This is a genomic window from Pontibacter russatus (assembly GCF_009931655.1).
GTDB lineage: Bacteria > Bacteroidota > Bacteroidia > Cytophagales > Hymenobacteraceae > Pontibacter > Pontibacter russatus.
This window is the reverse complement of record NZ_CP047984.1, coordinates 2,080,307-2,093,099: the sequence shown is the minus strand read 5'-3', so window position 1 is coordinate 2,093,099 and position 12,793 is coordinate 2,080,307. Positions and strand designations below refer to the sequence as shown.

Annotated in this window: 13 protein-coding genes; 11 read left to right on the top strand and 2 right to left on the bottom strand. The window is 54.9% G+C overall.

Annotated features, from left to right (window positions below; all coding sequences use genetic code 11):
* Nucleotides 1-116 precede the first annotated feature (116 nt).
* The 5 genes from GSQ62_RS08375 (at nucleotide 117) to GSQ62_RS08355 (ending at nucleotide 6,356) form a co-directional block, all read left to right on the top strand.
* Entirely contained in the window at nucleotides 117-1,142 is a 1,026-nt protein-coding gene (locus tag GSQ62_RS08375) for an FG-GAP repeat domain-containing protein (protein ID WP_161889088.1), read from the top strand.
* A 6-nt stretch (nucleotides 1,143-1,148) separates the two neighbouring features.
* Nucleotides 1,149-3,329 carry a VCBS repeat-containing protein gene (locus GSQ62_RS08370; RefSeq protein WP_161889087.1) on the top strand — a complete coding sequence of 727 codons (2,181 nt, stop codon included), beginning with the start codon at nucleotides 1,149-1,151 and terminating at the stop codon, nucleotides 3,327-3,329.
* Complete coding sequence (locus GSQ62_RS08365; protein ID WP_161889086.1) at nucleotides 3,245-3,715, top strand: hypothetical protein; 471 nt, start codon at nucleotides 3,245-3,247, stop codon at nucleotides 3,713-3,715. Before GSQ62_RS08370 ends, GSQ62_RS08365 begins: the two co-directional genes overlap by 85 nt.
* Before the next feature lie 319 nt (nucleotides 3,716-4,034).
* Nucleotides 4,035-5,201 (top strand): cellulase family glycosylhydrolase, encoded by a 1,167-nt coding sequence (locus tag GSQ62_RS08360; RefSeq protein WP_161889085.1) that lies wholly within the window; start codon nucleotides 4,035-4,037, stop codon nucleotides 5,199-5,201.
* Between the two features lie 168 nt (nucleotides 5,202-5,369).
* On the top strand, nucleotides 5,370-6,356 hold the full coding sequence (locus GSQ62_RS08355; RefSeq protein ID WP_237587081.1) for a glycoside hydrolase family 43 protein: 987 nt from the start codon (nucleotides 5,370-5,372) through the stop codon (nucleotides 6,354-6,356).
* Nucleotides 6,357-6,366: 10 nt separating this feature from the next.
* Here GSQ62_RS08355 and GSQ62_RS08350 read toward each other — a convergent pair whose 3' ends face one another.
* Complete coding sequence (locus GSQ62_RS08350; RefSeq protein WP_161888298.1) at nucleotides 6,367-7,716, bottom strand: transposase; 1,350 nt, start codon at nucleotides 7,714-7,716, stop codon at nucleotides 6,367-6,369.
* Nucleotides 7,717-7,981: 265 nt separating this feature from the next.
* Entirely contained in the window at nucleotides 7,982-9,010 is a 1,029-nt protein-coding gene (hemH, locus tag GSQ62_RS08345; RefSeq protein WP_161889083.1) for a ferrochelatase, read from the bottom strand.
* A gap of 242 nt (nucleotides 9,011-9,252) precedes the next feature.
* Between hemH and era the strand changes: the two genes are divergently transcribed.
* The 6 genes from era to GSQ62_RS20650 all read left to right on the top strand — a co-directional run bounded on the left by era (nucleotide 9,253) and on the right by GSQ62_RS20650 (nucleotide 12,772).
* Entirely contained in the window at nucleotides 9,253-10,140 is an 888-nt protein-coding gene (gene era, locus GSQ62_RS08340; protein WP_161889082.1) for a GTPase Era, read from the top strand.
* A 69-nt stretch (nucleotides 10,141-10,209) separates the two neighbouring features.
* On the top strand, nucleotides 10,210-11,523 hold the full coding sequence (gene der / locus GSQ62_RS08335) for a ribosome biogenesis GTPase Der (protein ID WP_161889081.1): 1,314 nt from the start codon (nucleotides 10,210-10,212) through the stop codon (nucleotides 11,521-11,523).
* 69 nt (nucleotides 11,524-11,592) lie between these two features.
* Nucleotides 11,593-11,796: a hypothetical protein gene (locus GSQ62_RS08330; protein WP_161889080.1), complete on the top strand. Its 204-nt coding sequence runs from the start codon at nucleotides 11,593-11,595 to the stop codon at nucleotides 11,794-11,796.
* Between the two features lie 199 nt (nucleotides 11,797-11,995).
* The gene (locus GSQ62_RS08325) at nucleotides 11,996-12,163 is read left to right on the top strand and encodes a hypothetical protein (protein ID WP_161889079.1); all 168 of its coding nucleotides are present in this window, start codon (nucleotides 11,996-11,998) and stop codon (nucleotides 12,161-12,163) included.
* 63 nt (nucleotides 12,164-12,226) lie between these two features.
* Nucleotides 12,227-12,436 (top strand): hypothetical protein, encoded by a 210-nt coding sequence (locus tag GSQ62_RS08320; protein WP_161889078.1) that lies wholly within the window; start codon nucleotides 12,227-12,229, stop codon nucleotides 12,434-12,436.
* 183 nt (nucleotides 12,437-12,619) lie between these two features.
* Nucleotides 12,620-12,772, top strand: coding sequence for a hypothetical protein (locus GSQ62_RS20650; protein ID WP_202621861.1), 153 nt, complete (start codon nucleotides 12,620-12,622; stop codon nucleotides 12,770-12,772).
* Nucleotides 12,773-12,793 lie beyond the last annotated feature (21 nt).

Sequence of the window (12,793 nt, the reverse complement as noted above, 5' to 3'; positions counted from 1 at the left end):
CTGTGTTGTAAATAAGCGAAACAGCAGGGAGGGCATGCATCAGTGGCGGTAATTAACTTTATATATAAGTTGGGCCCGGCACGATGCTGCCTAGCACAAACGCAATAGTTTTCTACATGAAGCCATCTAATTCAATCCAGCGCCTTTCTTTTCTGATTCTGTTTGCAACGGCGGGCCTCCTGAGCTGCACCAAGCAGGATACTTCGGTTTCTAAAAGTGCATCCCCTGAAAGCGATACCCTTTTCCGTTTGCTGCCCCCCGCACAGACAGGCGTCGATTTCAGCAACACCATTTTCGAGAGCGACACGCTGAATATTCTGACGCAGGCCAACATCTACAACGGGGGAGGTGTGGGCATCGGGGATTTCAACAACGACGGACTGGCAGACGTGTACCTCTCCGGCAATATGGTTTCCAGTAAGCTTTACCTCAACAAAGGCGCTTTGGCGTTCAAGGATATAACCGAGGCGGCAGGCGTGGGCGGGGAAGGACGGTGGTGTACCGGGGTGTCGGTGGTCGACATCAACGCAGACGGCTGGCTCGATTTATATATAGCCGCCTCTTTCCGCACAGATGCGGCAGGCCGGAAGAACCTGTTATATATTAGCCAGGGGCCGGGCAAGGACGGGGTGCCGGTGTTCAAAGAAATGGCGGATAGCTACGGATTGGCGGACACCAGCTTCAGCACGCAGGGCACCTTCTTTGATTATGACCTGGATGGCGACCTGGACATGTACTTAGTGGTAAATGAGCTGAATGACCCCAAAACGCCTATCCGGTACAGGCCCAAAGTAGAAGACGGCACTGCCCGCAACAACGACAAGCTGTACAGGAACAACGGGAACGGAACATTCACAAACGTGTCGGAGGGGGCGGGGATTCTGGTGGAGGGCTGGGGCCATGCGGCGGCCATCTCGGATTTTAACCTGGACGGCTGGCCTGACATTTACGTGAGCAACGATTTTATCTCAAACGACCTTCTATATATAAACAACCAGGACGGGAGCTTCACCAACCAGCTTGCCGCCTATATGAAGCACTCGGGCTGGAACGCGATGGGCACCGACGCAGCCGACCTCAACAACGACGGGCTGGTAGATTTGATTTCCCTGGAAATGCTCCCGGAAGACAACATGCGGTAGAAGACCATGCTGAGCGGGAACGACTATTTCAATTACTTCAACAACCGCAGGTTTGGCTACGAGCACCAGTACGTCCGCAACGTGCTGCAACTGAATGCCGGAATGACGCCGGAGGGCCGCCCCATTTTCAGCGAAGTGGCCCAGATGGCATGCATCCACGAAACGGACTGGAGCTGGACCCCGCTGGTGGCGGATTTCGACAACGACGGTTTCCGGGATGTCATCATCACCAACGGCTTGCCCCGCGACGTCACCGACCTCGACTACATCGTGTACGACAACGGGCAGGGCGGGGCCAGCGGGAGCACCGTCAACACGTCGCTGGCCATGGTAGACTCCCTTCCCATCGTGAAGCTTCCGAATTACGCCTTCAGAAACACCGGTGGGATACAGTTTGAGAACAGCACCAGCGCCTGGGGCCTGAACCTTCCCTCTTTCTCGAACGGCGGAGCCTATGCGGATCTGGACAACGACGGAGACCTGGACTTTGTCGTGAACAACATCAACGAGGCCGCTTTTATATATGAGAACACCCTGAACAATGCCGGACAACGGAAAAACGGGCATTACCTGGCGGTGGAGTTGGAGGGGGAGCAGCCCAACACAAGAGGCATCGGCGCAACCCTGCGGCTGTATTACGGAGGCGGCAAGCAGCAGCTATATGAGCACCAGCCATCCCGCGGCTACATGTCTACCGTAGACGCCAAAGCGCACTTCGGACTCGGGGCCGCCACAAAAATTGATTCCCTGCGGGTGCGCTGGCCGGATGGCAAAACCCAGCTGCTGACAAATGCTGGGGTAGACCAGGTGCTAAAAATAGCCTACAAGGATGCGTCAGGGAATGTGCCGGCCCTTGCGCAGCCTGTCGCGTCCCAGCTTTTTGTTTCAGCAGCTGAGCAGTACGGCATCAAATACAGGCACGAAGAGCGGGATGCGATAGACTACAATATCCAGTCGACGCTGCCGCACAAGCTCAGCCAGTATGGCCCCGGCATAGCCGTCGGGGATATAGACAACAACGGTTTCGAGGATTTTTATGTCGGCGGAGCGGCCACTTTCCCGGGGGCATTCTTCATGCAGGACCAGAACGGCAGGTTTTCGCTGGAGACGCACCGTACGCTGGAGGGCTGGGGCGCAGAGGATATGGGCGTGCTGTTTTTTGATGCGGACACGGACGGAGACCTGGACTTGTATGCGGCGAGCGGGAGCTATGAGTTTCAGCCGAACCACCAGGCAGCACAGGACCGCTTGTACCTCAACAACGGGGAAGGCTTTTTTCAGCAGGATTACGGGGCGCTTCCCGAAATGCTCTCCAACAGCTCCTGCGTCCGGGCCGCCGATTTCGACGCTGACGGGGACCTGGACCTTTTTGTGGGCGGGCGCGTGGTGTCGGGCGCTTACCCATCAGCGCCGCAGAGTTATATACTCCAGAACGATGGCGGCAAGTTTGTGGACGTCACAGCGCAATACAGCCCCGGGCTGCAGCGCATCGGCATGGTGACAGATGCCCTGTGGTCCGATTTTAACCAGGATGGCAGCGTGGATCTGGTGCTGGCGGGCGAGTGGATGCCGGTCACTTTCCTGAAAAATGAAGGCGGTAAGTTCATATCTGTAAATGAAGCGTCCGGCATAGGCCAGCACAGCGGCTGGTGGAACAGCCTGGCCTCGGGCGATTTCGACAACGACGGAGACACAGACTATGTGGCCGGGAACCTGGGGCTGAACTCCAACTACAAAGCCTCTGAACAGGAGCCCATGACCATCCTGGCCAAAGACCTGAACGATGACAGCAAACTGGATGCGATGCTGTTCTGCTACCTGAAGGCCGAGGATGGCACCCGGAAGCCTTTCCCGATGCACACCCGGGAGGAAATGATTACCCAGATGGTCTCTGTAAGGAAAACCTATCCTACCCACGAATCTTTCGGGCGGGCTTCTATGGCGGATCTGTGGGGGAGCAGGACCGGGAAGGGGCGGCCATGCTACAGGCAAATACGCTTACCTCCAGCTATATCGAGAATAAAGGGAACGGCCAGTTTGCTCTTTCCCCGTTGCCGGCAGCGGCACAGGTGGCCCCCATATATGGCATGGCGAGCGAAGACATGGATCAGGACGGAAACCTTGATTTGCTGCTGGTGGGGAACGATTACGGCATGCAGCCCTTCGCAGGCAGGCACGATGCCCTGAACGGCCTGTATTTGAAAGGCGATGGGAAAGGAAACTTCAGCAGTGTGCCGCTGGCCAAGAGTGGCTTTTTCGTGAAGGGAGACGCCAAAGGGCTCGCCCGGGTACACACGGCCAAAGGGGAGGATATATGGGTAGCCACGCAAAACCAGGACAGCCTGCTGGTTTACCGTAAAAATGACGCCAGCAAACAGCGATGGATAAAGTTGGAACCAGCGGATTTCAGCGCCGACATCGAATACAGAAACAAGAAAAAGCGGCGGGTTGAGTTCTATTACGGCGACACCTACCTGTCACAGTCATCGCGGCAACTGGCCCTGGAAAAAGATGCCGTGAAAGTTGTTATCACTGATTTCAAGGGAAACAAGCGAGGCGTGACAGTAGAGTAAGAAGTCTCTGCGGTATATATAAACTCCCCATGGCGCGCGGGGCTTGCCTCGTGCCTGCCCTATACCGGGGCCTCCGGCCGGCGCGATATAGAGCTTCCTCTCGTGCACAGGATAGCCGCCACGAACAAAAAGTGAGGCAAAGACAGTGAGAAAACGGGATTGCGTTAGTTTATATAGCAGTTGATTTGCCACCCATCTGGTAGTGCGATCACTGGTATATGGCTCCGGCCTGAAATAAATAGGATTAGGGGCGTTTGCCCTGACAATAGCTGTCCATAACCCGATTATAGAATCCAATAAGCAACCTTTTGTAAAGACGATGAAATACCCTAAACCACTTCTGTTCCTCTGTGTTTGTTTGCTGCCGCTTTTTCAGTACTGCGCCTCTCCCCAGCAGGAGGCAGAAACCGCAGTCCTCGTTGAGGAAGCAGCCGCACGGGATAGATGGACGGAAGACGAAGCCAACGAATGGTATGCCCGGCAAGGCTGGCTGGTCGGGAGCAATTTCATACCCAGCACGGCCATCAACCAGTTGGAGATGTGGCAGGAAGAAACGTTCGACACCGCGACGATCAGCCATGAGTTAGGCCTGGCTGCCTCCATCGGCATGAACTCGGCCCGCGTCTACCTCCACGACCTTCCCTACGAACAGGACTCTGCAGGCTTCCTGGACAGGATAGACACCTTTCTGAGCATCGCGCAGCGCCACGGCATCAAGCCCATGCTGGTGATCTTCGACTCCTGCTGGGACCCCTTTCCGAAGCTAGGTCCGCAGCGGGCGCCGGAGCCACACGTCCATAACTCAGGCTGGGTGCAGAGCCCCGGCGCCAATGCCCTGAAGGATTCCACGCAGTATCCCCGACTGGAGCGCTATGTGAAAGGGGTGGTGTTGCGGTTCGCCGATGACGAGCGGGTGCTGGCATGGGATATATGGAACGAGCCGGACAATGGCACGGGACCTTCCTATGAAGCCGTAGAGCTTCCGAACAAGGTGGAACTGGTGCTGCCTCTATTGGAGAAGGCTTTTGTGTGGGCAAGGTCCGTAAATCCGTCGCAGCCGCTCACCTCCGGCGTCTGGCTCGGCGACTGGTCTTCGCATGCCGCCTTGTCGCCCATCCAGAAAGTGCAGATAGAGCAGTCGGATGTCATCTCGTTCCACAATTACGACACACCGCAGGAGTTTGAGAAACGAATCGGGTGGCTGCAGCGCTACGACCGGCCCATCCTCTGCACCGAGTATATGGCCCGCCCCAACGGCAGCACTTTCCAGGGCTTCCTGCCGATTGCCAAAGAACACAACGTGGCCATGTACAACTGGGGTCTGGTAGACGGCAAAACGCAGACCAAATATGCCTGGGACACCTGGGTGAAGGACTACACGGAAGCGCCGGAGGTATGGTTCCACGATATCTTCAGGGCAGACGGAACACCTTACAGCCAGGAGGAAGTAGACCTGATAAAAGACCTGACCGGCAGCCAGAACTAAGTCCTATATATGCCTGTGCCCGTTTCTTCTGCCATGTATATATGAGCACGTAACCGAGGCTTTGCAATCCAAAAATGAGCAGTTGTAGACTTGCGGTTTGGCTTCGGTTTGCCTGTAGCAAGGCCAGCTCCCGATCCTGAAAATACCATGACATCAGAAAAACACAACTTGAAGTTTAGCGCAATAAGAATTTACGCTTTTCTCTTGGCCTTATGCTGCTGCACCTCAACATTGCAGGCGCAGGATTCGGGGCAGGAGGGGATTATCAACCTGGCCGACCCGACTGTGTTTTACCATGAGGGCACTTACTACCTGTATGGTACCGTGGAAGGCAATGCCAATCAGGGGTTTGAGGCATATACCTCAAAAGACCTGAAATCATGGGAGGGGCCAAAGGGCGCAAGGGATGGCTTCGCCCTGCACAGGCAGGATGCCTACGGGACAAAAGGCTTTTGGGCGCCTCAGGTATTTTATCACCAGGGGAAGTTCTATATGGCCTATACAGCCAACGAAAACATTGCGATAGCAGAAAGCAACAGCCCGCTCGGGCCGTTTGCACAGCAGGTGAAAGAGCCTTTGGCTGCCCCTGTCAAGCAAATCGACCCCTTTGTTTTCGTGGATGACGACGGGAAGAAGTACTTATATCATGTGCGCCTGCAGGACGGGAACAGGATTTATGTGGCGGAGATGAAGGACAACTTCTCCGGGATAAAAGAAGAGACCCTGCGGGAAGTTATCGCTGCCCAGGAACCCTGGGAGAATACGGCCAAGGCAAGTTGGCCGGTGGCGGAAGGCCCCACGGTGCTCAAACACAACGGCCTGTACTACATGACCTACTCCGCGAATGACTTCCGCAACCCCGACTATGCCGTAGGATACGCCATTGGCCGAAGCCCGCTGGGGCCGTGGGTAAAACAAAAGGATAGCCCCATCATCAGCACAAAGAATATAGGCGTAAACGGCACCGGGCACGGCGACTTCGTGAAGGATAAAAGAGGAAATTTAATTTATGTATTTCACACGCATCAGTCAGACACGACAGTCGGGCCCCGGAAAACAGCCCTTGTGAACGCCAGATTCTTCAAAAACCCCAATGGAGGCGAGGACAGAATCACGGTTGATCCCAAAAGCTTCTTCTACCCGAAGGTGAGGTAACAAGCATGAGTCATCCCGGAGTTTGCAGGGATAGATAGAGTAGATTCCAGAGGTTGGCCAGTGCCAGCCGGATACGGTAAAGCGGTGTAGGAGTTTTCCTGCACCGCTTTCCTGTTCTATGGCAGCCCTGCCTAAGGAGATGGGAGACCGCCTCCCGCAGCTCTTTATCCAGCAGCGAGAGCAGAAAAGCATACACCAGGGTGACCACCTGCAAGAGCTTCATGCGGCTCGACCAGAACCAAAGCCGGCACGACTCCATGCCCATTTCTGATTTGTTGAAGCGGAAGGCCTGCTCCACCTGCCACCTTCTGGCGTAAGCAAAGACCAGGCGCCAGGCCTGGCGATCACTCCTGACTTCTTCACTGGTGAGCAAATACCAGGGTTGGCGGCCTTTCTTACCTGGCCGGCAGATCAGGAGCGTGAGCGGCTGGTCATAGTCCGGGTGCAGGCAGGGCTGCCACAAGAGGCTGCGCCGGTAAGTGATCTTTCGGACCATGTCCCTTACTACTCTTGAGGAGGTGGCTTTGCGGCCGACCGAAAAGCGGTAGGCATTCTTTAGAAGCCCACGCCCATCCACGAGCTTATACCTGGAGGGCCAGCGCAAGAGGAAGCGGTCGTGGCGGCCTAAAAGCAGCCCCAGCCACTTAGAGGAGGCATAGCCGCGGTCAAAGACGTGCAGCACGGCCTGGCCGAAGGTCTGGCGGGCCCACAAGAGCAGCGTGAGCTTCACCTGCTCCAGGGAGGTGGCCTCTTTGCCCCGGCTACTCCACCAGGCAAAGCGGGCGATGCGTGGAGCCTGCCACAGGCCGCAGCACAAGAGGCCCACCCACCGAAAGCCTGGCACGTGCACCGGCTCCCGGGTGGGGGGATCATAATAGCCCTTCTTGATTCTGAGTTGCCGTTTAGCTTTGACGCTGCGCACGGCGCATAAGCCCTCGCTTTGGAGGCTTTCGCACTTTTCCTGCACGCTCTCGTCCCACAAAAGCAGGGGCAGCTCACGTTCCGCTTCCAGCAGCTGCTCTACGTATGTTTGGGCCTCTTGACTCAGGTAGTCGGTGATGAGTTGGGCAGACCACTTCTTACTGCGCAGCAGGTTAGACAGGCGCTTGGTGCCCGCCGGGGCTTTGTCGGGCGAGAGCACAACCCCACCCAGCTCGCTTAGAAGCAGACCGGTGGAGCGGCTGCGGTGGCGCACCAGCGCCCGGCATAGGTTCTGGAAAGTGTAGACCAGGCGGCGGTCCAGCAGCTCATCGAGCCTGGCAAGGAAAGGAGAAAGAAATCCTTCGAGGCGGTAGGAGAAAAACAGAGCCTGGGAGAGAACCTCGGCTTGGCGTGCTGCGTTTTTGAAAGTAGTAAACATAAGAACCTCCCGTCTTTGGTGATACATAGACTGTACCACTAAAACAGGAGGTTCTCCTTTTTTATCCCAGTCCTAAACTCCGGGATGACTCATGTTTACTGCGCTCTTCGCATAACAAGTCAAAGGGAAAAGAGGAGCGGGTACTACAAGGATATTGATTCCCTTTAGGTCAATTCCCTCTAGTGCCCGCTACGTTCAGGAAGCCATGAATCACTTTGCTATATAAGCATCCTGCTGGCTTATATATAGCTTATATATGGGGTGATTAGCTCTGCAGCACCATCTCTTTCACGGCATCCACCCACATCGGCTCGGAGTTCAGGCTTTCGACCAGTTGCCACTTTTCGCCACCGGCCTCCAGGAACATGTGCCTGAACTCGTCGCCCACCTCGATGGTTGTCTCCAGGCAGTCGGCTACGAAGGCAGGGCTGTAGGCCAGCACCTTTTTGATGCCTTTGGCGGGAAGTGTTTTCAGTACCTCATCGGTGTAGGGCCGCAGCCACGGGTCTTTCAGCAGCCGCGACTGGAACGCCACCGTGTACTGATCCTCACTGAGGCCTAACTCCGCGGCCAGCAGCCTGGAGGTGGCAAAACAGGCGGCGCGGTAGCAGTATTTGTTGCGTTTGTTGTACGTGTTGCAGCAGGCCCCTAACTGGCAGTAGCCCTTGTCGCTGCCCTTGAGTACCTGTCGCTCCGGTAAGCCGTGGTAACTGAACACGACATGGTCGTAGTTGTCCTGGGCCATGTGCTGTTTGCCCAACTCGGCAAACGATTTGATAAAGCCCGGGTCGTCGCAGAAACTGGAGATGAAGTTGATGCTCGGGATCACCCACCAGTCCTTCACAATCTCCATCACTTTGTCCTGCACCGAGCCCGTGGAGGCGGAGGCGTACTGCGGGAAGAGCGGCAGCACAATGATGCGGTCCACGCTTTGCTCGCGCAACTCCTCCAGCGCACGCTTGATGCTCGGGCTTTGGTAACGCATGCCGAAAGCCACGTAATAGCGGTCGCCGAGGGCCACCTGCAGCTTCTTCTGCAGGTCCAGGCCGTGGTACAGCAGCGGGGAACCGCGCTCGGTCCAGAGTTGCTTGTACACTTTGGCAGACTTCGGTGCCCTGAACGGGGCGATCACGCCATTGATCAGGGCGTAGCGTGGAATGGTGGGGATATCTATTACGCGCGGGTCCAGCAGGAACTCGCGCAGGTACTTTCTGACGTCAGGCGTGTTCGGCGTGTCCGGGGTGCCTAAGTTAACCAGCAGCACGCCAATTTTACCAGTTGCTTTCTTACTCATTTAAACTACAGGGCTTTTACAGTGCAAAGATACAAAGTATAATCTGTTCTTTCTGATTCGAAGAATCGATTGGTTATAGAGGGTAAACGGTGTGTTAAGCGATAAGTATGGCAATTTGTTTCAAAGTAACTAAGACCTTCAAACGCCGCGAGGTCTATCTCAGCGCCTCATTCACAATAATTTACACATTACGCCACCGTCTCGTAAAAAAGAAGTAATTTTGCAACCTCAAATTTCAATGTATGGCCGAGACACCGCATAAAGCCGGATTTGTAAGTATCGTGGGCAAACCGAACGTGGGCAAGTCTACGCTGATGAACGCGCTGGTGGGCGAGAAACTCTCCATCATCACCTCCAAGGCACAGACCACGCGCCACCGCATCATGGGCATCCTGAACGGGGACGACTTTCAGGTGGTATACTCCGACACGCCGGGGATCATCAAGCCGCAGTATGCCCTGCACGAGTCGATGATGAGCTTTGTGCGCACCTCGCTGGAGGATGCCGACGTGATCCTGTTCGTGACGGACATATATGAGAAGCACGACGAGGACGATGTGGTCAAGCGCCTGCAGCACGCGGAGGTGCCCATCCTGCTGCTTGTCAACAAAATTGACCAGACAACGGAGGCGGAGTTGCATGAGAAGGTGGCCTATTGGGAGGAGAAAATGCAGCCAACGGAGATACTGCCGATTTCGGCGCTGCACGGCTTTGGGCTGGAGCATTTGTTCGCGCGGCTGCTGCATTACCTGCCCGAGCACCCGCCCTACTTCCCGAAAGACGAACTGACGGACAAGCCGGAGCGGTTCTTTGTGTCGGAGATGATCCGGGAAAAAATTTTCCTCAACTACAAAAAAGAAATTCCCTACAGCTGCGAGGTGGTGGTGGAGGAGTTTAAAGAGGAGGAGGACATCATCCGCATCCGGGCCGAGATTAGCGTGGAGCGCAAAAGCCAGAAAGGCATTGTGATCGGCAACAAAGGCGAGGCGCTGAAAAGAGTGGGCACACAGGCCCGCATCGACATGGAGGCGTTTTTCCAGAAAAAGATTTTTCTTGATTTATATGTGCGCGTGAACGAAAACTGGCGGACGGACCAGAAGCTGCTCCGGCGCTTCGGCTACAGCGAGTAAGTAGGCGCATGTATTAAAGCTTCGGGGCAAGGTGCCCCGGGGGCACTTTAATTTTTTATTTATATTACGATGTCAGCAAACATCATTGCGATTGTGGGCCGCCCCAACGTGGGCAAGTCCACCCTTTTTAACCGCCTGATTGGCCACCGCAAGGCCATTATGGACAACGAGAGCGGCGTAACCCGCGACAGAAGCTACGGCCACGGCCAATGGGTAGGCAAGTACTTCACCGTCATCGACACCGGGGGCTATGTGCATGGCTCCGAGGATATTTTTGAGGAAGAGATAAACAAGCAGGTTGAGATTGCCATCAGGGAGGCCACCGTTATCTTGTTTATGGTGGATGTGGACGCAGGCCTCACCAGCCTGGACGAGGAGTTCGCCAACGTGCTGCGGCGCACCGACAAACCGATTTATATAGTCGCCAACAAAGCCGACACCACGGCCCGCGCCAACCAGATGGGGGAGTTTTATGCGTTGGGCATTGGCGAGGAGATTTTTCCTGTTTCGTCGCAGAACGGCTCCGGCACCGGCGAGCTGCTGGACGAAGTGGTGAAGCACTTTGAGGACGAGGGCGTGGAAGACCCGGACGCGGGTATTCCGAAGCTGGCCGTATTGGGCCGCCCGAACGTGGGCAAGTCTTCGTTTGTGAACCTGCTGCTGGGCGAGGAGCGCAACATTGTGACCGACCAGGCGGGCACCACCCGCGACGCCATCCACTCGCGCTACAACGCGTTCGGAAAGGAATTCATCATCGTGGACACCGCCGGGCTGCGCCGCAAGAGCAAGGTGAGCGAGGACATTGAGTTTTACTCGGTGATGCGCTCGGTGCGGGCCCTGGAGGATGCCGATGTGTGCATCGTGATGCTGGACGCCACGCGCGGCATCGAGTCGCAGGACGTGAACATCATTGCGCTAGCCGAGAAGAACCGCAAGGGCATCGTGATACTGGTGAACAAGTGGGACCTGATTGAGAAAGACACGCACTCCACCAAAAAATTTGAGGAGGAGATACTGGACCGCATCGCGCCAATCAAGTACGTGCCCATCATCTTCACGTCAGTGACGACAAAGCAACGGATTCTGAAGGCGGTGGAAAAGGCCATGGAGGTATATGAGAACAAGACACGGAAGATTTCCACGTCCAAGCTCAACGACCTGCTGCTGCCGGACATCGAGCGTTACCCGCCACCGGCCATCAAAGGAAAACTGGTGAAAATCAAGTATATCACGCAGCTGCCGACGCACAACCCGACCTTCGCCTTTTTCTGCAACCTACCGCAGTACATCAAAGAGTCGTACACGCGCTACCTCGAGAACAGGCTGCGCGACCACTTCGGTTTTGAGGGCGTTCCGATAAACCTGGTGTTCCGGAAAAAATAAATCCCGGAAAGATTGGAGATTGAGATATAGCCGTATATTTGCGCCTCCATTCTAAACAAGGAAAATAACATGAAAAAAGTATTTGGATTACTTTTCGTTGCCGGTCTGTTCACTTTCGCGTCTTGCAGCAATGCAACCGAAACTGCCTCTGAAGTAGAAACAGTGGAAGAAACTGTGGTAGAGGAAGCTCCGGTAGAGGAGGAAGTGATTGACACTGAGGTGGCACCGGTTGATTCTGCCGCCACGCCAGTTGATTCAGCTTCTACGCTTTAATCAGCAGCGGAAACCAACCGGCGCAAGCCGGGAAAACAGAAAGGCGCCTCCAAAGGGTGCCTTTCTGTTTTTATATTATTTGTAAACTATATTCAGGGATTATCGTATCCGATTTGACAATACGCGTCACAAACGCGGAGCCGCGTTGAGCAGCTACGGGCGGCGCGATATATAAACCAACCACTAAACTGATAAAACCATGAAAAAAGTACTCTATGTATTTGCGCTGGGCAGCCTGTTTGCCTTCGCCTCCTGCGACTCTCCTGCAGAAGAAAGAGCAGATGAATTGGAAGACCAGGCAGAAGACACTGCCGACGAGATGGAAGACATGCAGGAGGATATGGATACAACTGCCGTAATTGAATAAGCGGTAGTGCGTGTTGCGCATCGTCTATAACTCAAACAATACATCAGAAACAATTATCAGGATATGAGAAAGCCATTATATATGCTGCTGGCGGCAGGTCTGTTCACCTTCGCCTCCTGCGATTCTGCCACAGAGAATAACGCAGAAGAAGTAGGTGACACTATGGAAGAAAGCGCCGAAGAGGCAGGTGATAACCTGGAGGAAGGTGCCGAGGAAGTGGGAGACGGAGTAGAGGAAGGCGCCGATGGGGTAGAAGACGCGGTCGAGAATTAGGACCCAACTCCACTTTAAACCAGAAGCGGCTGCCCTCAGGCAGCCGCTTCTGGTTTAAAGATTTATCCCATATAATTGAAGCTGGCTACGACTTAATACTTAAAACGTCCGTATAAGCCTCAGAGACAGGGCTGGGCAAAGGTGCAGCCGGTTTAATTATCTGAACACATAAACAAAGAGACTATGAGAAAGGCAATGTATATGCTGATGGCCACAGGGCTGTTAACGTTTGCGTCATGCGCTTCTACTGAGAATACGGTGGAAGAGGGCGCAGAAGAAGTCGAGGATGCAGCTGAGGAGGCTGCAGACGAAGTAGAGGACGCAGTTGACCGTTAACCGGTAGAACACATTTGTTGT